Genomic DNA, 21,628 nt, shown 5'->3' on the forward strand with positions numbered 1-21,628 from the left:
TATTTTACTTTTTTTTGCTTTAAGCTTTCAGTTTCATTTTATTTTTCAAACTTCTTATCCAGCTCACTTAAGGTAATCGTTTGAATAATCGGTTTTCCGCTTACGCTAAAGTTAGGTGTTTTACAGGCAAAAAGTTCATCAATTAGGGTGTTCATTTCTTCCTGACTTAAAGCAGTACCGGCTTTAATGGCACTGTTTTTTGCTAAGCTTCTGGCCAGGCTATCGCGTTTGGTTAATTTTAACTCTTGCTGGGTATTTTTAAAACCTTCAATCAGCTGTTCAAACAATTGTGTTTCATTAATGTTTGAACTGCCTAAATCGACCGGGATACCTTCTACAACCAAAGTGTTTTTGCCAAATTCGCGAACATCAAATCCTAAACTTTTTATATCATCCAGTAAACTTTTGGCCAGTTCAAAATCGTTGGCATTAAGCGTTATGGTTTGCGGAAACAAGCTTTGTTGCGATGCGCCTTTTCTATCGTCGAGGTGAATAAGAAAACGTTCGTAAAGGATGCGCTCGTGTGCCATTTGCTGATCAATAACCATTAAGCCCGATTTAATCTGCGAAACGATGTACCGGTTATGCAATTGCATGTATTGCTTTTGCCTGGTTTCTAAAACTGTTTCATCGGCGTAAAACGATGTTTGTTCTACAACCGGCTCTTTGGTGATTTCATAAAGCGAACCCCAGTTTTTTGCACTTGGTTTGGCCTCATAATTTCTTGGTGATGATGAATAACCGGATGTTGAACCGGGTTCAGCAGCAAAGGGATTAAAATCAGGATTGAAATTTATACTCGGTGGCACAATATCTTCTACTGCTTTTGGCGAAATCATATTGCTGAAACCGGTTTCCTGATCGAAATCTAAAGTTGGTGAAATATTATACCTTCCGATTGAACGTTTTACGGCTGATTTTAAAATAGCGTAAATAGATTTTTCATCCAGGTATTTAATTTCGGTCTTTGTTGGATGAACGTTCACATCAATTTTCGCCGGATCTATCTCAATAAATAAAACGTAAAGCGGATAACTGTCATCAGGTAATAAATCATCAAAAGCCGAACTTACCGCATGGTTTAAATATGGGTCTTTAATGAAACGGTTATTTACAAAAAAGAATTGTTCACCCCTGGTTTTCTTTGCAAAAGCGGGTTTGCCAATGTATCCTTTAAGATTAATTATCGTTGTGTCTTCCTCAACAGGAACCAAACGTTCATTATAGTTGTTGCCGAAGATATGGACAATACGTTGTTTTAAATTGCCTTTCGGAAGGTTGAAGATTTCTGTTCCATCATGATGTAACGTAAAAAACACACCTGGATGCGCCAATGCAACACGGGTAAATTCATCAATAATGTGGCGCATTTCAACGGGATTGCTTTTTAAGAAATTTCGCCTCGCGGGCGTATTAAAAAATAAATTCTTAATGGCTATTTGTGTCCCTGGTGATGTGGCTACCGGTTCCTGGGCAGTAACTAATGCCCCCTCAATGGTTATGCAGGTACCTATTTCATCTTCATGCCTGCGGGTTTTCATTTCTACCTGTGAAATTGCGGCTATCGAAGCCATGGCTTCACCGCGAAAACCCATTGTACGAATGGCAAACAAATCTTCGGCCTTTTTAACTTTCGATGTTGCATGGCGCTCAAAACACATTCTGGCATCGGTAACACTCATACCGCAGCCATTATCAATCAGCTGAATTAATGCTTTGCCTGCATCTTTTATCACCAATTGAATTTTACTTGCACCGGCATCAATAGAATTTTCGAGCAATTCTTTTACTGCAGAAGCAGGTCGTTGAACAACTTCTCCGGCAGCAATTTGATTGGCAACAGCGTCAGGTAAGAGGTGAATAATATCAGTCATGTATGAAGGCAATGTGAATTCGCTAAATTATGCAAAATAAGCTAAAGGAATACGTTTTGTTTAAAACTCAACAGATAAATGACTGTGGATAAATACATAAAATTGATTGTCGTTAAAAATTTTAAGTAAACCTTACAGGTTTTAAAACCTTCGCAGTTTTGACACAATTTTCAACTATCGGTTGGTGTCTCACCGACCGAAACTTGACTTAGCTGGTTGGTGAGACACCAACCAATAGAGTGAATTGATTGTCGTTAAAAAATTTAAATAAACCTTACAGGTTTTTGAAACCTTCGGGGTTTTGACACAATTTTCAACTACCGGTTGGTGTCTCACCGACCGAAAACTGACTTAGCTGCTTGGTGAGACACCAACCAGTAGAGTGAATTGATTGTCGTAAAAAATTTTAAGTAAACCTCACAGGTTTTTAAAACCTTCGGGGTTTTGACACAATTTTCTATCTTTATCGATATGAAATCATTTATCTACGCAGTAATTATAACCATTTTTCTCTCTTCTTGTGGAAAGGAAAAGGCCGATGTAATCGTTTACAACGCTAAAGTTTATACCGTTAATTCAAAATTCGATATCGTAGAAGCCTTTGCTGTGAAAGATGGTAAAATACTTGCGCTTGGTAAAAGCGATGAAATCAGAAATAAATATAGTGCAGCTGAAGAAGTTGATGCCGCAGGCAAAGCAGTATATCCCGGTTTTATAGATGCGCATGCGCATTTCTTTGGCTATGGACAAAGCCTGCAAACGGCCGATTTACGCGAAACAAAATCGTGGGAAGAAGTGATTCAACGATTAACAGATTTTGCTAAAACACATCCCGATGGCTGGTTAATCGGAAACGGCTGGGACCAGAACGATTGGGCTAATAAAGCATTTCCTACTAACGAAAAACTGACAGAACTTTTTCCAAACCGTCCGGTATTTCTAAACCGTATCGATGGTCACGCCGCAATTGCAAATCAAAAGGCATTTGATGATGCAGGGATTAAAGCTGAACAAAAACTAACGGGTGGCGATATGCTAACAAAAAACGGTAAGCTTACCGGAGTATTAATTGATAATGCCGTTGGGTTGGTTGAAAGTAAAATCCCTTCACCTGATGCAAAACTTGCAGAAAAGATTTTAACGGATGCACAAAGAAATTGCTTTGCAGCTGGTTTAACAACCATTGATGATTGCGGATTGGGCTTTGAAGCAGTAGATTTTATTGAGAAACTTCAAAAAGAAAATAAGCTCAAAATGCGTTTATATGTGATGCTTTCTGATGCTGAACAAAATTATAATTACCTGTTTAAACGCGGTGCCATAAAAACTGACCGGTTAAATGTTCGGGCATTTAAAGTGTATGCAGATGGCGCTCTAGGTTCCCGTGGCGCATGTTTATTAAAACCTTACACCGATATGCCGGAGAAATCGGGATTTTTATTAAGTGATGTAAAACATTACGAAGACGTTGCTGCGAAAATTGAGGCGCATAATTTTCAAATGTGTACACATGCCATCGGCGATTCTGCAAACCGGGTTATGCTCAATATTTATAACAAAGTTTTAAAAGGTAAAAACGATAAACGGTGGCGAATTGAACATGCTCAGGTAGTTAATTCGAACGATTTTGATTTATTCGGTAAAGCAAGTATTATTCCTTCGGTGCAACCAACGCATGCTACATCCGATATGTACTGGGCCGGACAAAGATTAGGTGCTCAGCGATTAAAAGATGCTTATGCTTATAAGCAATTACTTAAACAGAATGGCTGGATTCCGTTGGGTACTGATTTTCCTGTTGAAAACATTAATCCGTTATTAACGTTTTATGCAGCAACGGTACGCGAAGATGCTAAAGGCTTCCCGAAAGGAGGTTTCCAGATGGAAAATGCTTTAACACCCGAAGAAGCCATAAAAGGAATGACCATTTGGGGGGCGAAAGCGAATTTTGAAGAAAAAGAGAAAGGCAGTTTAGAAATTGGTAAACTTGCTGATTTTGTAATGCTCAATAATGATATTTTAAAATCAACCCCGCAGCACCTGTTAAAAACCAAAGTTTTAAAAACCTATTTGAACGGAGAAAAAGTATATGAAGCGAAATAGATTAATTGTCATTACGGTAGCAAGTTTCTTTAATATTTTATGTATGATGGCTTGTGCGCAAGAACATGCCTCAAATGAGAAGAAACTTGCTATTGCCAATGCCATATCAAAGTCAACAGTTTTATTAAATAACCAGGATACCGTTATTCCCTTAAAATCGCTCGATAAAAAGAACATTGCTTCGGTAAGTTTAAGTTTTGCGTATAGTTCTGTTTTTGACAGCCTGGCCAACAAATATGATAAGATAACTTCCTTCTCTGCCGATTCTTATAAAGACAGCTTAAATTTAAACGATTTGGAAGATGACCTGAAATATTTTAATACCATTCTGGTTTCAATTGATGATGAGCATATTACGAAGGCAAAATATATTAACTTTATCAGCAGCATCAGCAAGAGTAAATCTGTAATCATTTCTTATTTTGGAAATGGAACAGGTTTAAAATCTTTTGATGGTCTAAAATCACCGATTATTTATACCGCACAAAATTCTATTGATGCCGCTGCAATTGTTCCGCAGTATATTTTTGGTGGAATAGCGGCAACAAATAAACTTACTTCTGCTTTTTCCGCTAAATATAAGCTGGGATCGGGTTACACTACTATTGCTACCAGGTTAAAATATACCGTGCCTGAAGATGCTGGTTTAAATTCGAATAGTTTGAAAGAGATTGATGCCATTGCTGCCGAGGCCATCAGCCAGCGGGCTGCACCGGGAATGGTGGTTTTGGTCGCAAAAGATGGTAAAGTAATTTTTAACAAAGCCTACGGCAAGCATACTTACGATTCGAATCTGCCGGATAAAGTAACAGATATTTTCGATTTGGCCTCTGTTACAAAAGTTACGGCAACAACACCCTCCGTTATGCGTCTTTTCGAAGAAAGCAAATTGAAGTTAGATACAAATATTGGTGCTTATATTCCTAAGGCCAGAACGACACCGATGAATAACATTCAGGTTCGCGAGGTAATGTTGCATCAGGCCGGCTTTATCCCTTATATTCCTTTTCACGATTATGTTAAAACAGGTGATTACAGCCGGGATTCTTCCGCAGCTTTCCCTACAAAAGTTGCAGATAATTACTACATCAAAAAAGATTTTTTCAAAGATTTTATGTGGCCTAAAATGTTAAATTCGCCGATAAAAACCCGCGGACAATACGTATATAGCGACATCAGTATGTATGTGATGAAAGATATCGTGGAACACATTAGTGAAGAGCCGCTGAATCAATATGCGTACGAGAATTTCTACAAACCTTTGGGCATGCAAACAGCAGGGTTTTTACCGCGAAATCGCTTCAAAGCTGATCAGATTATCCCTACAGAAGATGACAAATATTTCAGGAAAACCTTATTAGTTGGTTATGTGCACGATCAGGGGGCAGCATTGGCAGGAGGCGTTTCAGGCCATGCAGGTTTGTTCGCCAGCGCAAATGATTTGGCCATAATTTACCAGATGTTGTTAAACCGTGGCACCTACGGAGGTGAAGAATACTTTAAAGCCGCAACAGTTGATATGTTTACTTCAAAACAATCAGCGGTTAGTCGCCGGGGCTTGGGTTTCGACCGCTGGGATCCGGATACCACAAAACATTATCCATCTGACTTAGCGTCGCCGCAAACCTACGGACACACGGGTTATACCGGAACCTGTATCTGGGTTGATCCATCCCGCGGACTGGTTTACGTTTTTCTGTCAAACCGTGTCAATCCTACGGTAACCGATAAATTATCAAACCTAAAAATCAGGGGAAGGATTCAGGATGTGGTGAATAAGGCAATAGATGAATCGAGGAAGTAAATAAAATAGTGTCGTCCTCTCGACTGGAGCGCAGCGAAATGGAGAGATCTTTTAAACTTGTTTTATTCTTTCGTCATTGCGAGGAACGAAGCAATCTTACTACTATGGGTTTTATCACTAAAGCTTTGGGATTTCTCCGCTGCGGTCGAAATGACGACTTTTGGAGGTTTACTCATCATCCAACAACGTTATACAGCCTTCAGAAAGCTTTTTTACCCTTATGTCAAAGGTTTTAAGCGCCTCGGTATTTTTGGAAGACTGATAGAGATAAAGTATAATACCTTTAGTCGATTCATCCGGATCGCAGGCATAAGATTTTTCTAAATAGGCAGCTGTTTTTGCAGAAAGCTTCTTATAATCTTCAACAAGTTTACCATATATTACGACATTTTTTGCATCTGCAGCAGCATTCATTTTTTTTACCATTTCCTGGCAATCTTTAAAATAATAATTTCCTAAAGCAAGGTATGGCACATAATAACCAGGCGTTAATTGAATGCTTTTTTCGTAATAAGGAACAGCCAGGTTCATCTGGTTAGTTTCCTCATAAAGCCGGCCTAAATGATAAGTTGCATTGGCAATTTGTTTTGCCTTTAATTCTGAAGAACGCTTCAGAACTTCTGAGGTAACCGCGATGGCCTTTGCCTTATCGTTTTGCGCCATTCTTATCAGCGTATAATCCCAATATAAATCTTTAATGTTTTGGCTTTGGGCAAATGCTGAAGCGAAACTTACGAACAGGAAGAGATTGATTAAATAGATTTTTTTCATTGAGTTAAGGTAAAAACTATTTGCTTTTATCCACAGTATACTTTGAGTAAATAAATAAGGCTAACCAAATTAAAATATAAGGAATAAGAAGGATTATCATTAGTGGAAAATAAGCAAGTGTTAATAATAAAAATATTGCGGGGATGTAGATTGATCCTATTTTATTGTATTTGGTGAAAATAAATATAGGTGTAATATATAATAATACATTTATTAATAAAACTGAGAAAGTGAAAAATGAATATAAAATTGATGGCATATTATGAAATATTCTAAACTGCTTAGCGTAAAAATATTGCAATAAACCATTTACATAAATCCAACCTTTTTCTCCACCATTTATAGGTATTCCTATGTAAGTTGTGGCAATTAGAAGTAGTATTAAAATAAATTGAGTACTTCGATAATAATTAAATTTAAACATCATGTTAACTTGTTTTTTTATTTTAGTTAATATAAACTTACAACTTTAAAATCATCAAGTTTTTGACAGAAGTTAAAACAAAAAGCTGGCAATTCGCTGGCTTTTCAATAGTTATTTATTCATAATTGATTAATAAGTAGAAATTAATTCTTTTTCCTCTTTTAAATTTTTACAAATAAAACAGTCAAGTCAAAAAATAAGGCTGAGCATTTTTCGCCAGTCTTATTTCCAATAATTAAAAAATGCCTTTCTTAAGCTGGATTTAACAATCCAATTATTAATGATATAACTGACATTATAAATGCAAAAATTGGCAATATTGAAGTGATGATGGCGAAAATAAACGATGCCTTCAAGAGATTAATTATTGTCTTTTGGTTTTTTAAAAATAGCGGCAATAAGTAAGTTGAAAATGGAATTATCATCATAAAAGATACCCATTTCATAAGTTCTATTTCAACAAAAAGAGCAGATAATAAAATAAAAATAGTTGTTACGATTAACCAATTTTTACAAGTTTTTGTATCGTTAACTTTCATAAGTGTTATTAATCCAAAAAAACTATGTAAAGTGAAAATTGAAAGCAAATAGAATACCTCATCAATTCCCTTACCGTCATTTTTAAAGTAATGTTTGTACGTAAACCAAATACCCATAATTAAACAGATTCCATTAATAATAAACAAGGGTTTTCTAAATTGTTTCAATTGCGTTTCGATATCTTGTTCCATTTTTTATTTTAATTAATTGCAAGGTCCATTACTTACAGGGTTGTTGCCTGTAGAAGTTGGGCCAGAAGAAACTCTATTATCTCCTTGGGAATGAGCATTTCTCATGCCGTATCCCAAGCCTCCCGGAGTCATTGATGTTGTTATTCCGCCTGCTCCAGCAACCCCAACTGTCGTTAAGGCATTTGGTAAAGAAATTCCGCCTGAAGAGCATATCCCGACTACAAAGACAGTACAGTTCATTTCCAACAAATCATAATCTGAAGGAGGATTTTCTATACCGTTTAAAATTTTATTAAAATCTGTTGCGTTACTTCCCATGTCAAATATCATTCTGATTGTGTAGTCTGTTTGATTCGAATTATTGACTATTTTGGATGGACTATGAAATGGATTGGTCGTTGGATAAAAGCCTACAGTTTGGGTTACCCTAATTCCATTACTTCCTTGTTTAATAAGAGTTATTGCTGTATGGCCGACTCCATTTACAAATCCATAATTAAGTGAGGTTCCTGGAACTGGTTCTAAAACTTGAACAATAACTTTATAGGTTGCTCCGGCATCAGGTATATTAGCAAAACACTTAGTATAATCCTTTGGATTTATCGCTTCATGATCTTGCCCAGGTAAATATGGATCTGACGGAATTGTATTTGAACCTGCACTACCACCATCACCTCCTGAATCTCCGCCACCTGTATCAATAGGCTCTGGCGGATCAGGAAACCAGATATCTTCACAAATCTGAACATCGCTGTAGTCTAATAGTGAATAACTTACGCCGCAGTGAGGCGTAGGCCATTGACAATTTTCGCTAAATATAAGATCGACTCCCCCGCCACAATAGCTATAACCATCAGAACCGAATATACAAAATCTAATTTCTGTATGGCATTGCACACTCCAATAAGATATTGAAGGTTTATTTCCCATTAATTTTAGGCTGGCTATTTTTTGTTCTTTATTGAAATTATCTATCGCTTTACCCTCTTTATAACGAATAAGAAATGATCGGTTGTTTAATAGATTTGACAATATAAGATTTCCTGTGAAATGTTTTATTGAAATTTTATTACCTAAATTTGATGAGTCTTTTAATGAGGATTGATAGTAAAACCCGCGATAAAATTCTCGCTCGTTTTTCACAACAAGATATGATGCTGAACCCGATTGGTTTGCTTCAATTCTTTTATTATTGATAGTTATCTCAGCAATTAATCTATAAAACACATAAGATACACTGTCATTAACAATTTGGGAATAAGGATGATTCCAATCAGGAGTCCATATAATTTTATTTTCTGACTTTGGATTAAATTTATCTTGTAAATTCAATTTAATAAATAATTCTTTTATCGCATTTAGCCTTTTTTGATAGTTATGTTCAGAAGTAGATAAAACCTTTGGTGGATGGTTTAAATCATCAGGAATATTTTTTTTGCAAGATTGGATTGATATGGCAATTGCAAATAGCGTTAATGCAAATAACAAAAATGAGATTGGATTTAATTTTGATGATAACTTCATGGCGTTTTATTTTATACATGAAATTACCTTGAAAAAATTGTCTAACTTTTGACAAAAGTCAAAAAATCATTTTTGTTTTCTAATCCTGCTAAGTGTCTCTCGGGATATACCTAAATACGATGCGATATGGCCGAGTGATACCCTTTGGAACAATTGCGGATTGCGCTCAATTAAATGTTCGTAACGTTCCTTTGCGCTATACATCCGTAAATCATTGGCCTGCATTTCGTTTCGCATGTGGTAAAATTCAGTGAGCTTTCTGCCTGAAAAATTAAATTCCATATACTTTAAATACATTTCATCTAACTTATCACGTTTAACTGCAATCAGTTTACAATCTTCTAGCGTCTCAATATATTCGAAACTTGGGTTGCCGGTATAAAAACTATAAACAGATATTAACAGTTCATTTTCGAATAAAAACCAGGTATTGGTTTCCTTGCCTTCTTTGTTGAGATAATAAATTCTGGCAGCGCCCTTTACGATAAAATAGATGGTATTGCTTCGCTCGCCCACACTTAAAAGTTTCACTTTTTTATGCGCTTCAATTACCTCACTATTTTTTATAATGGCAGCTTTCAATTCTTCGCTGAGCGGATAAATTGAATTGAAAAGGCTAAACAGACTTAGATAGTCTTGATTGGAAAAGGAGCTTGTTAACATAGATAAATTTTCAGCGGAATGTATTAGTTAAAGTGGATGCATAAACAAATATAATCTTTGACAAATAAAAAGCACCGGTTTTCAGTCGGTGCTTTTATTATTTATTAGATTTTATCTGTTATTAGACTTCTGACTTCCGACCCCTTACTTCCGGCTAAAACTTATTTTTTCAACCCGATTTCCCGTAATCTTTCATCAAGGTATTCGCCGGCCGTCATATCGCTGTATACTTTCGGATGTTCGGCATCAATAGTTGAGGGTAAACTCGTCAAATCCATGTCGCTGCGCGGGTGTAAAAAGAAAGGTACCGAGAAACGTGAAGTTTTCATCAATTCGCGAGGCGGGTTAACCACCCTGTGCGTAGTCGATTTTAACTTGTTGTTAGTTAAGCGTTGCAGCATGTCGCCAACATTTACGACGATATCTGTATGGTGTGCTTTAATCGGCAACCATTCGTTACTGCGGGTTAACACCTCCAATCCATCTGCACTTGCACCAATTAATAAAGTTATAAGGTTTATATCCTCATGCGCACCTGCACGTACGGCATCATCGGGAATGGTTTCCGGATTTTCGATAGGGAAGTAGTGAATACCCCTTAAAATCGAATTTCCATTGTGAACGTGTTTGTCAAAATAATCAATCGGTAATTCTAAATAAGTCGCAATGGCACGTAAAAGATGTGTACCGTTTTCTTCCAGTTTTTTATATATATCGCCGGTAACCTTATTAAAATCAGGTAATTCTTCTAAAACCTCATTGTCCGGATATTCATTTTTAACCGGGTCGCCATCGGTAACTTCCTGCCCGATTTGCCAGAATTCTTTTAAATCGGGTGTTTTAGCGCCTTTGGCAGTTTCTTTACCCGCGCTTGTATAGCCCCGCTGACCTGCCAATTCGGGTTTTTCATATTTCCTTTTAATTTCTACAGGTAAAGCGAAAGCCGCTTTAATGTTTTCATAAAGCTTATCGATTAATTCCTGACTTAAACCATGGTTGGTAATGGTTACAAAACCCGAATCGTTAAAAGCTCTTCCAAGCTCATCAGAAAACTTTTTGCGTTCTTCTTCAGTTCCATTGATGTAAGAACCTAAATCTAAACACGGAATATAAGGTGTAGACATAATTTTATATTTTAATGTTATACGAATTTAAAAAAGAAATGTTAATAAGTGTTTAGGTGGAGGGAATTAACCGATTAAAATTTTAAAAATCAACACTTTAACTTATTAACATTAATATAAAATTCACAATATATTGCGATTGTCATGCCAAATCCATTATTAAACGGATAGAAACTTTAGGTAAGCGTATTTCGTAATATATTTAGAAATTAGCCTCAGAAACACAAAAAATATAGAATATTTGGTTTCAATGGTGAAAAATTATAAACACACAACATGAAAAAAATAATTTTAATTTTATTGTCGGTACTCGCTTTAAATCAGGCCTATGCGCAAGGAAAGAAAACTGAAAAGGCAACCTTTGGTATGGGTTGTTTCTGGTGTACAGAGGCTATATTCCAGAAACTTAAAGGTGTGGTTTCTGTAAAATCGGGTTATGAAGGGGGCAAAGTTGCCAATCCAACTTATGAAGAAGTTTGTACAGGTTTTACCGGTCATGCTGAAGTTTTGGAAATTACCTATAACCCAATACAAATTACCTATAAAGATTTGCTGGAGGTTTTCTGGAAAAGCCATGACCCGACAACATTGAACCGTCAGGGTGCAGATAGCGGCACACAATACCGTTCCGTGATTTTTTACCATACACAAGATCAGAAAGAACTGGCAGAGAAATATAAAGCCGAGTTAAATGCTACAAATGCTTATGGTAAAAAAGTAGTAACGGCTATCGAAGCGGCAAAACCTTTTTACGTTGCAGAAAGCTATCATCAGAATTACTACAAAAACAATGCGGATGCACCTTATTGCCGCCTGGTAATTTTACCAAAACTGGAAAAACTGGAAAAAGTATTTAAAGCGAAGCTTAAGTAGTTTTTGATTTAAAGTTACCAAGTCTGATAGGCAATTTGCATGTTAGAGTTCGTAACTTTATCAAACTCATTTAATTTACTGACTTGCGTTAGATATTTGCATCCAGCCCCCTCTCTTCAAGGAGGGGGGATGAAGGGGAGAGGTTCTTTTAATTTGTGAATTGTCAATTAAGCAGTTTGTGCAATTAAACAATTAACCATTTCCCAAACTTTCCGCTGGTAAATATTACATTTGCAATATGAATACCGGCTTACAGCTTTACAATACGCTTTCTCGTAAAAAAGAACATTTTCAACCCTTAAATGCACCCAATGTTGGGATGTATGTTTGCGGACCAACCGTTTACAGCGATGTACACCTGGGCAATTGCCGCACGTTTATGTCGTTCGATTTAATTTTCAGATACCTGAAATATTCGGGCTATAAAGTGCGGTATGTGCGCAACATAACCGATGCAGGTCACCTGGAGGGGGATAGAGACGAAGGCGACGATAAATTTGCAAAACGTGCGAAATTAGAGCAGCTGGAACCAATGGAAATTGTGCAGAAGTATACGCTCGGTTTTCACGATGTAATGCGCATGTTTAACACCTTGCCGCCAAGCATCGAGCCAACCGCTACCGGCCATATTATTGAGCAGATTGAGATGATTAAAGTAATCATCGAAAATGGTTATGCCTATGAAATTGGCGGTAATGTTTATTTTGATGTAGAAAAGTACAGCAAAGAATATAACTATACAATTTTAACCAACCGCAACCTGGAAGATATGCTGAACAACACCCGCGAATTGGGTGGACAGGATGAAAAACGTGGTCGATTGGATTTTGCACTTTGGATAAAAGCCAAGCCGGAAACTTTAATGCAGTGGCAATCGCCATGGGGAATGGGTTTCCCGGGCTGGCATATTGAATGTTCAGCAATGAGCGCTAAATACCTGGGCGCTGAATTTGATATTCACGGTGGCGGAATGGATTTAGCGGCAACACATCATACCAACGAAATTGCACAATCAGAAGCTTGCAGTCATCACCAGCCGGCCCGTTTCTGGATGCATACCAATATGCTTACCGTTAACGGAACACGTATGTCGAAATCGGCAGGCAATGGGTTTCTTCCTTTGCAACTGTTTACAGGCGATCACCCTTTACTGAAAAAAGGTTATAGCCCGATGACGGTTAAGTTCTTTATGATGCAGGCGCATTACCGCAGCACCTTAGATTTTTCTAATGAAGCCCTTGATGCGTCAGAAAAAGGTTTCAGGCGTTTAATGGCCGCGGTAAATCTGTTGGATAAATTAACTGTTTCCGAGCAAAATGAATTCGATATCGATGTATTAAAAGTGAACTGCATCAATGCCATGAATGATGATTTTAACAGTCCCGTTTTAATCGCCGAATTGTTCGAAGCGGTTCGGATTATCAATACCGTTTATGATGGTAAAGGCAAAATTTCGGCAATTGAATTAGAGAAATTAAAAGCTTTGATCCGGGATTTTGTTTTCGATATTTTGGGCCTGAAAGATGAAGAATCAGGCAATTTGGAATTAAACAGCGTTTTGGAAATGGTTATCGGTTTACGCAAGGAAGCTAAGGAAAATAAAGATTATGCCACATCAGATAAAATTAGAATTGGCTTGCAGGAATTAGGCATTCAACTTAAAGACAGCAAAGAAGGCACAACATGGAGCAAGGCTTAAGGCTAAGCTTTGAGCTTTAGTCTTTCCGCTTTTAGCTTAGAAAAAAAATGAATAAAAAACTTTTAATACTGCCTATAATTGCTTTAATCAGTTTTCAGGCATGTAGGAATGATAAAAAATCTCCTGATGAAACGGGAAATACTACTCCCGAAATTAAGTTAGTTTCACCGGAATTTAATGCAGATAGTGCTTTTGCTTATACCAAAGCCCAGGTAGATTTTGGGCCGAGGGTTCCCGGTTCCGTCGCACATCAAAAATGTGCTGATTATTTGGTTGCAAAGCTGAAATCGTTCGGTGCTGATGTAAAAATGCAGGGTGCTAAAACCACAACTTACGATGGTAAAAGCTTCCAGCTGAAAAATATTCTGGCGAGTTTTGACCCCGGGAAAAAGAACCGGATTTTAGTTACTGCCCATTGGGATGCCCGTCCGTTTTCTGATCAGGATACTGATCCTGCAAATCATACAAAGGCTTTCGATGCGGCAAACGATGCCGGAAGCGGGGTAGCGGTTATTTTAGAAATGGCACGGCAGATTCAGCAAAAGCAACCAGATGTAGGGGTCGACTTCGTTTTATGGGATTTGGAAGATTATGGCAAGGCGAACGATGAAACCCCGGATGAGACAACCTGGTGTTTAGGCTCTCAATATTGGGCAAAAAATGCCGCAGCAACAGGTTATAAAGCAATATATGGCATCAACCTGGATATGGTAGGCGGTGGTAACGCACAATTTACCCAGGATGAAATCTCCCGACAATCGGCGCCCGAGATCGTTAATAAGATCTGGAATATTGGCAGCGAAATTGGTTATTCATCCTATTTTGTAAGCATTCCCAGTGGCCGATTGGTTGACGATCATTTCTGGATGAACAAAGCAGGTATACCTTCAATTGATATTATTCACTACAATGATAATAGTGGTTTTTACATCAACTGGCACACCCAGCTCGATAATTTGGCGAATATCGACAGAAATACCTTAAAAGCAACCGGGCAAACGGTACTCGAAACCATTTATCGCGAAAAGTAGAATGTGCAATTGTTAATTACTTTTATAAGCGCACCTAAAAGAAAACTTTATATTCGACACACCTTAAAAAACAACAAATGAAACAACTAATCTCAAGTATTGTAGCGGCTACTTTAACTTTAAGTGCCTTTGCACAAAAAAGTGACGGAACGACAAAATCTCTTGTTAATGCTGAAAAGGATTTTGCAAAATCGATTGCAAAAAAAGGTGATAAGGATGCCTATATTGAATATTCCTCTGCAAATACTTTAGTATTCAGGCCAAATCCCGTTAATGCAAAAACCTTTTATGCCGGGCAAACAAAAGGCTTGAATGAAGTATCTTGGGAACCAAATTTTGCAAAAGTATCCCGCAGCGGCGATTTGGGTTTTACTACAGGCCCTTATGAAGTAAAAGGAGCAGATAAAAAATATGGCCAGTACCTGTCTATATGGAAGGCAGAAAACGGCACCTGGAAGTTAGCAATAGATTTAGGTACAGAAAGTAATAAAACCCTTGCAAAAACAACCACTCGATTTGAAGAACCTAAAGATCGTTTCATTCCTAAATTCCTTAACGAAAAGGATCAGAAGGCCGGTAAAGATGTAATTCTGACAACTGAAAAAACATTAAACACGTTTCTGAAAACACACGGAATAGCGGCATTTGGCGGCTTCTTAACGAATGATGCCCGTTTATTGTTTCCCGGTAACGATGCCATTGAGGGTAAAGGGAAAATCCTTTCTTTTTTTAATGGAATGTTTAGTAAAGTTAATTTAAAAACAATCGGTGTTGATAAAGCTTTGGGAAGCGATTTAGCTTATACCTATGGGGTTGCAACGGTAGATTATAAAGCTGATTTGAGGGAAAGCTTTAACTATGTATTCATTTATGAAAAAGCGGCTGATGCCAGCTGGAACCTAATCGTTCAGGCATTTGTACCGGCAGACAGATAATATTTAATGTGAATTTTATAAAGGGCGCTCCGTAAAAAAGAAGCCCTTTTTTTATTTTAAGCATTTGGTTTATTTATTGCAATGTACTTTCACATTTGCCCCGATTGCGGGGCATTCTCAGAGCATAGCGAAGAGATATAGCCAAAGCGGGAAAAAATTTAATAAACAGAGTTGCCTTGCGCTTCAAAAATTAAACTAATCGATTTACGTTTCAATTTCATGAATAAAAAATTAAACCTTCTGTTCGCCCTGAGTTTTATTTGCCTACAGGTTTTGGCACAAAAACAAAAATTCGATGTACAGGGAAAAGCCGGTGCACGCGGGATTATGCCCGAAAATACAATTCAGGGAATGTTAAAAGCTTTAGATTTAGGCGTTACCACATTAGAAATGGATGCTGTAATTTCTAAAGATAAACAAGTGGTTTTATCGCAGGAGCCTTATTTCAATAATGAAATTTCACTTCAACCTAACGGAAAGGCAATCACCTTAAAAAACCAGAAAAACTTCAACATCTATAAAATGAATTATGATGAAATCAAAAAGTTTGATGTTGGTAGTAAGGTTCACGCCCGCTTTCCTGGTCAGATGAAATTTAACGCCTACAAACCATTACTTACCGAAACGATTGATGAAGTAGAAGAATACGTTAAGCAACACAAATTGCCTAAACCTGTTTACAGCATCGAAACTAAAACCATTAAAAACGGCGATAATGAATTCCATCCCGAACCTGCAGAATTTGTTGATTTAATAATGGACGTTATAAATGCTAAAAAGATTTCCAAAAGAGTAATTATCGAATCTTTTGATATGCGGACATTACAATATCTGCACGAAAAATATCCTAAAATCCAAACATCGCTGCTTATCGATGAAAAAGAACCTTTTGAAGATTATATTGAAAAACTAGGTTTTAAGCCAACAATATATAGTCCGTATTCAGTATTGGTTGGGAAAGGGTTAGTCGATCGCTGCCACGAAATGGGCGTTAAAATTATCCCGTGGACGGTTAATACGGTTAAGGAAATTAAATATTTTATGAGCCTTGGGGTAGATGGCGTGATTACTGATTATCCCAATTTAATCAACCAGATTCGATAACAAAATGCCATAAAAAAATAAATGCGCCGGTTTTAAGGGCGCATTTATTTTTATATAGGTTTCTAAATTAGCTTAGTGATGCGGAGCAGCTTCATTTTTTTCGTGCGCCGGCATTTCTGTTTTTTCATGAGATGAAGTAGCTTCTTCTTCATGATGAAAAATTGGCCTGGTGAAAATAACCACCAATACCAAAACCAGAATCCATGCGGTTAATGGTAAAGCCCAAATGCCTGTTGTTTGCTGAACTGGTGCGTGTGAATCGTGCGCTGACATATCGAATATTTTGATTTAAAAGTTTATGCTTTGTAATTGTGTGGTAAAGATAATAACAATTTTAAAATATAAAGATTTGACTTTGAATTCTAAGCTGAGATTACAACAAATCTTTAATAATTTTCTCAATTGATAGGCCTTCAGCTTCTGCACGGTAGTTACGCACAATACGATGGCGGAGAATAGGTTCGGCAACAGCCTGTACATCTTCAATATCCGGTGCATATTTTCCTGATATGGCTGCATGACATTTTGCGCCTAAAACCAGGAATTGAGAAGCACGCGGGCCGGCACCCCAGCTAATGTACTTGTTGATGGCCTCGGTCGCAAATTCACTGTTCGGCCGAGTTTTCGCCGCCAGTTTAACCGCGTATTCTAAAACGTTATCCGTTACCGGTATATCGCGGATTAATTTTTGGAAATATTGAATGTCATCTGCATGAATAATTTTTTGCAGTTGAATGGTTTTATTGCTGGTTGTGTTTTTTACAATCGTTAACTCATCTGCAAAAGCAGGATAATTTAACTGAATATTAAACATAAAACGGTCTAACTGCGCTTCGGGCAGGGGATAGGTACCTTCCTGTTCAATGGGGTTTTGAGTAGCCAAAACAAAGAATGGTTTTGGTAAAATATGCGTTTGTCCGGCTGCGGTAACCGATTTTTCCTGCATGGCTTCAAGCAAAGCAGCCTGTGTTTTTGGCGGTGTACGGTTAATCTCATCAGCCAGAATGATGTTCGAAAAAACAGGTCCTTTAATAAACTTAAAGTGCCTGTCTTCTCCTAATATCTCTGCACCGATAATATCGCTTGGCATTAAATCGGGCGTAAATTGAATTCTGTTGAAATCAAGATCCAGAACAGATGCAACCGTTTGTACAAGTAAAGTTTTTGCTAATCCGGGTACGCCAACCAATAAACAATGTCCGTTGCTAAAAATGGCAATTAAAACAGATTTTATGATATCATCCTGTCCGACAACAACTTTGCTTATTTCGGCTTTTATGTTGTTGAAAGACTGATGAAGCGCATCTACAGCTTCTACTTCGTTCTTATACTGCATTGGGGTTACTTCGTTTCGGATTTGTTTTTTGTCCAGATTTTTAATTCATTGCAATCCTGAAATTCTTCATCAATTTTGATAAAAGTACTTTCACGACGTTTTTCAAACCATTCGCTTAAAGTACGATTAATTTTATCACTTTGGGCAGCAGCCTTTATTTTTGGGAAATCCTGCGCTAAATTAGCCTTATGTGGTGGAATTTTAGATTTGAGGTATAAAATGCGGTAGCCTTGTTTTCCATCAGCAGCTGTAAATAACTGTGGTTTTGAAACACTGCCAACTTTCATGGTATCGATAACTAAAAATACCGCAGGATCTAATTTTTCTATCGGAATAAAAGTACTTCTTGACTGTACATCCTCTGCGTTCAGCATCATACCGCCGTTATACTTGGTTTCCTTATTATCAGAATACAAATTTGCGGCAGCAGCAAAGCTTATTTTATTGGCAATTACATTATTATAGATACTGTCTGCATGAAGCTTGGTGCGATCTAAACTGCCTTGAGTGCTTTTAGGAACAATTAAAATATGCCGCGCATGAACCTGTTCTCCGCGACGTTCGATAACCTGCAAAATGTGGTAACCAAATTCTGTTTCAAATACAGGAGACATTTCCCCTGCTTTAAGTTTGAACGCCCAGGCTGTAAATTCTTTTGCCATCTGGTTTCTGTCGAAAAAACCCAAATCACCACCATCGCTAACCGATCCGGGATCTTCTGAATAAGCTTTAGCCAAAGCACCAAAATCCTCGCCACCTTTAATTCTTAAACGTAAAGCTTCTATTTTATCGTGAAATCTTTCTTTTTCCGCCTTGGTAAGCTGAGGGTTTAAAATAACTTCTCCAATTTCAACTTCAGTGCCAAACTCAGGAAGGCTGTCGCCTAAAGATTTAAAGTACTTTTCAACTTCAAGCGGCGTAACATTAATGTGCTCTGTAATTTTAGACTGCATTTTCTGAGCCACCAATTCATCTTTAACGCTTGGCCTCATTTCATCTTTATACTGCAAAACAGACTTATTTAAAAACTGCTCTAAACGTTCTTGCCCGCCCGCCCTTTGCATCATGCTACGCATACGTCTGTTCACTTCATCATCTGCCTGGCTATCATCAACCATAATCGAATCGATTTCAGCCTGTTGCTTAAGGAGTTTTTGTGTTAACGTTTGCTGTAAAATCATGCATTTAATATTTGGATCTGCCGGCCGGCCCTGATACAAATATTGTGTATATTGTTGATTGATATCAGATAGTAAAATAATATTATTACCTACTACAGCAGCAACCTTATCTATGTTATTCTTTTGGGCATAACTGTTTAAAAACAAGCTAACCAAAGCAGTTACTACTAAAAAAATTCTCTTCATTCTGTTTATTATATATTGCAAATTTAATACTAATGGTTTAATTAGCCGGAATTATAGTTTCGCTAATTTTCTCAATTCGTTTTCATTAATTTTTATGGAATACTTTTCTCGAAGGCTGTTAAGCCAGTTTTCTTCCAGTTTTTGCTGGTAATCGGCGATAACTTCACCTCTTACTTCGCTAAGGGACTTATTATAATTCTGCTTATTCTTCCTGTAAAAATCTTCCAGACCCTGTTCATCATCCTGGGCTTTGTTCCATATTTTTTGTTCAGAAACATTAAACATCAGTACACCTTCTCTGTATTCATTAAGTAAATAATCACGGTCTTTATCAGAATGAACAACTTTTTTATGTGTTTCTAATGCACCGCCATAGGATTTAACTTCTTCCTGATAATTAATATTCTTATCCAGGCCCATTTCTCTGGCATCCAATACTTTTAACTTAAAGTTGATGTACAAATTTAAATAAGCCAGTAAGTCATTATAATCTGTAGTGCTGCTGCCGTTATGACTTTTTTTATAAGCCCACATAAACTCTTTGCTGCTAATCGGTTTACTGTTAATTATGGCTACGTTTTGTGCAAATAACGAACTGCATAACAAACTGAAAACAAACAAGCAATAAGCTTTTCTCACACAGAAGGTTCTATAAATTTTAAAGGATAAAAGTAACAATTAGCAGGGCGATTATAAGATATTTAACTAATTTTAACAGAAATTATTATACGGCAAAAATACGAATGGAAAGTCAGGTTACCAACAATGCAAATGCTTTACGATTATTTTTCACTGAAGATGTTTTTCTGGTTGAAGATAAAACGGTAAAAAACGCATCTGACGTGACTTTAGAGGCTGTTTTGTCTAAATCAGCTATTGAAATAAATGATGCCGCTGAAGCACCTCTAATTGTTGAAACTGAAGGAAATAAACAGGATAAACTGGTTGAAGACGTAAAAAATTACGTTCAGAACGCGGAAATTTCACCTGTTGTTGAAACTCCGGAAGTGCCAAGAACCTATAAATTTTTAGGGGGAAATAGAAAATCGGTATTAATTTTAGTAAATGATTCTACTAACGATGTCAGCACAGAACAAGGGCGGGAATTGCTCAGGAAAATTGTAAAAGCAATTGACCTGGCTACACCTGATTTTGCCTTAGTTAATTATGCAAATTATCCCGGAACAGACTTTATCGAATTGCACCAGTTTTTTAAGCCCGGACTTATGTTGGCTTTTGGTGTTGAGGCAAAGCACCTGAAATTAAATCTGAACTGGGCCGGAGAAATTATACTTCATGAATCTACTAAAATAATTTTTGCCCCAGACCTGCATGCTTTGGACAGTGATATAGCTGCAAAAAAATCACTTTGGGGTAATCTTCAGAAAATTAAATAGTATCAAGTATCTAGTATCAAGTAGTAAGGTATGAGTATCAAGCATTTAGATGTTGGGTCTGATTTCCATTTCCCATTATACATTTTCCATCATACATAATCCCTTTACCTTTTTATGAAAAAACTCGTTTTTGCAACAAATAATCAACATAAAACGGAAGAAATCCGCCTGGCTTTGAATGGTCAATATGAAGTTTTAAATCTGGAAGATATTGGTTGTTTTACAGATATTCCTGAAACGGCCGATACTTTCGAAGGGAATGCAACACTAAAGAGCAGCTATGTTGCTGAGCATTATCACCTGGATTGTTTTGCGGATGATAGCGGTCTGGAAATAGAGGCTTTAAACAACGAGCCGGGCGTTTATTCTGCCAGGTATTCCGGTAGCCGCGATAGCTTGGAAAATATTAACCTGGTGCTGGCAAAACTCGAAGGCATCAGCAACCGGAAGGCAAGATTTAAAACGGTTATTTCTCTGATGCAGAACGGAAAAAATCATTTGTTTGAGGGTGTAATCAATGGCACCATCAGAACGGAATTATCCGGTGCTAAAGGTTTTGGCTACGATCCGATTTTTCAACCTGATGGATATACAATTACCTTTGCAGAGATGGATATGGTTGAGAAAAACAAAATCAGTCATAGAGCTTTAGCACTTCAAAAAATGATGGTTTTTTTGAAATGATATCGTGGATTACTCCAGCAAAATGAAGCATTGGATTTTGTGCACTGGCGTGAAACGTTCTTTTTCGTAAGGGTTAGCAATCAGATACAACAGGAAAGATTGCTTTGTTGTTCCGCCTCATACAGATCACTGCTCATTCCGTAATCTGTGTCGTCACATATCATCAATTTATTTTCAAGATTTC

At 37.2% G+C, this 21,628-nt stretch carries 19 protein-coding genes; 9 read left to right on the top strand and 10 right to left on the bottom strand.

Annotated features, from left to right (window positions below):
- Window positions 1–38 precede the first annotated feature (38 nt).
- Window positions 39–1,874, bottom strand: coding sequence for a DNA mismatch repair endonuclease MutL (gene mutL / locus O0931_RS19160; protein WP_269417099.1), 1,836 nt, complete (start codon window positions 1,872–1,874; stop codon window positions 39–41).
- Window positions 1,875–2,345: 471 nt separating this feature from the next.
- On the opposite strand from mutL, the gene O0931_RS19165 reads away from it, so the two are divergent.
- Both O0931_RS19165 and O0931_RS19170 read left to right on the top strand, forming a co-directional pair.
- Complete coding sequence (locus tag O0931_RS19165) at window positions 2,346–3,977, top strand: amidohydrolase (protein ID WP_269417100.1); 1,632 nt, start codon at window positions 2,346–2,348, stop codon at window positions 3,975–3,977.
- Entirely contained in the window at window positions 3,964–5,781 is a 1,818-nt protein-coding gene (locus tag O0931_RS19170; protein WP_269417101.1) for a serine hydrolase domain-containing protein, read from the top strand. Before O0931_RS19165 ends, O0931_RS19170 begins: the two co-directional genes overlap by 14 nt.
- 168 nt (window positions 5,782–5,949) lie before the next feature.
- Here O0931_RS19170 and O0931_RS19175 read toward each other — a convergent pair whose 3' ends face one another.
- The 5 genes from O0931_RS19175 to O0931_RS19195 form a co-directional block, all read right to left on the bottom strand.
- Window positions 5,950–6,552, bottom strand: coding sequence for a hypothetical protein (locus O0931_RS19175; protein ID WP_269417102.1), 603 nt, complete (start codon window positions 6,550–6,552; stop codon window positions 5,950–5,952).
- Between the two features lie 675 nt (window positions 6,553–7,227).
- Entirely contained in the window at window positions 7,228–7,707 is a 480-nt protein-coding gene (locus O0931_RS19180) for a hypothetical protein (protein WP_269417103.1), read from the bottom strand.
- A gap of 12 nt (window positions 7,708–7,719) precedes the next feature.
- Window positions 7,720–9,231: a hypothetical protein gene (locus O0931_RS19185; protein ID WP_269417104.1), complete on the bottom strand. Its 1,512-nt coding sequence runs from the start codon at window positions 9,229–9,231 to the stop codon at window positions 7,720–7,722.
- Between the two features lie 66 nt (window positions 9,232–9,297).
- Window positions 9,298–9,894, bottom strand: coding sequence for a Crp/Fnr family transcriptional regulator (locus O0931_RS19190; RefSeq protein ID WP_269417105.1), 597 nt, complete (start codon window positions 9,892–9,894; stop codon window positions 9,298–9,300).
- Between the two features lie 161 nt (window positions 9,895–10,055).
- Complete coding sequence (locus O0931_RS19195) at window positions 10,056–11,018, bottom strand: isopenicillin N synthase family dioxygenase (protein ID WP_269417106.1); 963 nt, start codon at window positions 11,016–11,018, stop codon at window positions 10,056–10,058.
- A 276-nt stretch (window positions 11,019–11,294) separates the two neighbouring features.
- On the opposite strand from O0931_RS19195, the gene msrA reads away from it, so the two are divergent.
- From msrA to O0931_RS19220, 5 genes are all read left to right on the top strand, one after another.
- Window positions 11,295–11,891 carry a peptide-methionine (S)-S-oxide reductase MsrA gene (gene msrA, locus O0931_RS19200; protein ID WP_269417107.1) on the top strand — a complete coding sequence of 199 codons (597 nt, stop codon included), beginning with the start codon at window positions 11,295–11,297 and terminating at the stop codon, window positions 11,889–11,891.
- A gap of 238 nt (window positions 11,892–12,129) precedes the next feature.
- Complete coding sequence (gene cysS / locus O0931_RS19205; RefSeq protein ID WP_269417108.1) at window positions 12,130–13,590, top strand: cysteine--tRNA ligase; 1,461 nt, start codon at window positions 12,130–12,132, stop codon at window positions 13,588–13,590.
- A 47-nt stretch (window positions 13,591–13,637) separates the two neighbouring features.
- Window positions 13,638–14,621, top strand: coding sequence for a M28 family peptidase (locus tag O0931_RS19210; protein WP_269417109.1), 984 nt, complete (start codon window positions 13,638–13,640; stop codon window positions 14,619–14,621).
- A gap of 77 nt (window positions 14,622–14,698) precedes the next feature.
- Window positions 14,699–15,556, top strand: coding sequence for a nuclear transport factor 2 family protein (locus O0931_RS19215; protein WP_269417110.1), 858 nt, complete (start codon window positions 14,699–14,701; stop codon window positions 15,554–15,556).
- 219 nt (window positions 15,557–15,775) lie between these two features.
- A complete protein-coding gene (locus O0931_RS19220; RefSeq protein WP_269417111.1) occupies window positions 15,776–16,660 on the top strand; it encodes a glycerophosphodiester phosphodiesterase family protein in 885 nt (294 codons plus the stop codon).
- 72 nt (window positions 16,661–16,732) lie between these two features.
- Here O0931_RS19220 and O0931_RS19225 read toward each other — a convergent pair whose 3' ends face one another.
- The 4 genes from O0931_RS19225 to O0931_RS19240 all read right to left on the bottom strand — a co-directional run bounded on the left by O0931_RS19225 (window position 16,733) and on the right by O0931_RS19240 (window position 20,002).
- Window positions 16,733–16,933, bottom strand: coding sequence for a hypothetical protein (locus tag O0931_RS19225; protein WP_269417112.1), 201 nt, complete (start codon window positions 16,931–16,933; stop codon window positions 16,733–16,735).
- Window positions 16,934–17,033: 100 nt separating this feature from the next.
- Complete coding sequence (locus O0931_RS19230) at window positions 17,034–17,996, bottom strand: AAA family ATPase (RefSeq protein ID WP_269417113.1); 963 nt, start codon at window positions 17,994–17,996, stop codon at window positions 17,034–17,036.
- A gap of 5 nt (window positions 17,997–18,001) precedes the next feature.
- Window positions 18,002–19,363 carry a peptidylprolyl isomerase gene (locus O0931_RS19235; protein ID WP_269417114.1) on the bottom strand — a complete coding sequence of 454 codons (1,362 nt, stop codon included), beginning with the start codon at window positions 19,361–19,363 and terminating at the stop codon, window positions 18,002–18,004.
- 51 nt (window positions 19,364–19,414) lie between these two features.
- Window positions 19,415–20,002 (bottom strand): hypothetical protein, encoded by a 588-nt coding sequence (locus tag O0931_RS19240; protein WP_269417115.1) that lies wholly within the window; start codon window positions 20,000–20,002, stop codon window positions 19,415–19,417.
- A 104-nt stretch (window positions 20,003–20,106) separates the two neighbouring features.
- Here O0931_RS19240 and O0931_RS19245 point away from each other — a divergent pair, with 104 nt between their 5' ends.
- Window positions 20,107–20,760 carry a hypothetical protein gene (locus O0931_RS19245; RefSeq protein WP_269417116.1) on the top strand — a complete coding sequence of 218 codons (654 nt, stop codon included), beginning with the start codon at window positions 20,107–20,109 and terminating at the stop codon, window positions 20,758–20,760.
- Window positions 20,761–20,874: 114 nt separating this feature from the next.
- On the top strand, window positions 20,875–21,444 hold the full coding sequence (locus tag O0931_RS19250) for a non-canonical purine NTP diphosphatase (protein WP_269417117.1): 570 nt from the start codon (window positions 20,875–20,877) through the stop codon (window positions 21,442–21,444).
- Window positions 21,445–21,628 lie beyond the last annotated feature (184 nt).

The sequence above is a fragment of the Pedobacter rhodius genome, from assembly GCF_027213645.1.
Classification (GTDB): domain Bacteria; phylum Bacteroidota; class Bacteroidia; order Sphingobacteriales; family Sphingobacteriaceae; genus Pedobacter; species Pedobacter rhodius.

Bases quoted from the DNA above. Each gene is read 5' to 3' on its own strand.
- mutL (WP_269417099.1), bottom strand. From the start codon at position 1,874: ATGACTGATATTATTCACCTCTTACCTGACGCTGTTGCCAATCAAATT.
- O0931_RS19165 (WP_269417100.1), top strand. From the start codon at position 2,346: ATGAAATCATTTATCTACGCAGTAATTATAACCATTTTTCTCTCTTCT.
- O0931_RS19170 (WP_269417101.1), top strand. From the start codon at position 3,964: ATGAAGCGAAATAGATTAATTGTCATTACGGTAGCAAGTTTCTTTAAT.
- O0931_RS19175 (WP_269417102.1), bottom strand. From the start codon at position 6,552: ATGAAAAAAATCTATTTAATCAATCTCTTCCTGTTCGTAAGTTTCGCT.
- O0931_RS19180 (WP_269417103.1), bottom strand. From the start codon at position 7,707: ATGGAACAAGATATCGAAACGCAATTGAAACAATTTAGAAAACCCTTG.
- O0931_RS19185 (WP_269417104.1), bottom strand. From the start codon at position 9,231: ATGAAGTTATCATCAAAATTAAATCCAATCTCATTTTTGTTATTTGCA.
- O0931_RS19190 (WP_269417105.1), bottom strand. From the start codon at position 9,894: ATGTTAACAAGCTCCTTTTCCAATCAAGACTATCTAAGTCTGTTTAGC.
- O0931_RS19195 (WP_269417106.1), bottom strand. From the start codon at position 11,018: ATGTCTACACCTTATATTCCGTGTTTAGATTTAGGTTCTTACATCAAT.
- msrA (WP_269417107.1), top strand. From the start codon at position 11,295: ATGAAAAAAATAATTTTAATTTTATTGTCGGTACTCGCTTTAAATCAG.
- cysS (WP_269417108.1), top strand. From the start codon at position 12,130: ATGAATACCGGCTTACAGCTTTACAATACGCTTTCTCGTAAAAAAGAA.
- O0931_RS19210 (WP_269417109.1), top strand. From the start codon at position 13,638: ATGAATAAAAAACTTTTAATACTGCCTATAATTGCTTTAATCAGTTTT.
- O0931_RS19215 (WP_269417110.1), top strand. From the start codon at position 14,699: ATGAAACAACTAATCTCAAGTATTGTAGCGGCTACTTTAACTTTAAGT.
- O0931_RS19220 (WP_269417111.1), top strand. From the start codon at position 15,776: ATGAATAAAAAATTAAACCTTCTGTTCGCCCTGAGTTTTATTTGCCTA.
- O0931_RS19225 (WP_269417112.1), bottom strand. From the start codon at position 16,933: ATGTCAGCGCACGATTCACACGCACCAGTTCAGCAAACAACAGGCATT.
- O0931_RS19230 (WP_269417113.1), bottom strand. From the start codon at position 17,996: ATGCAGTATAAGAACGAAGTAGAAGCTGTAGATGCGCTTCATCAGTCT.
- O0931_RS19235 (WP_269417114.1), bottom strand. From the start codon at position 19,363: ATGAAGAGAATTTTTTTAGTAGTAACTGCTTTGGTTAGCTTGTTTTTA.
- O0931_RS19245 (WP_269417116.1), top strand. From the start codon at position 20,107: ATGGAAAGTCAGGTTACCAACAATGCAAATGCTTTACGATTATTTTTC.
- O0931_RS19250 (WP_269417117.1), top strand. From the start codon at position 20,875: ATGAAAAAACTCGTTTTTGCAACAAATAATCAACATAAAACGGAAGAA.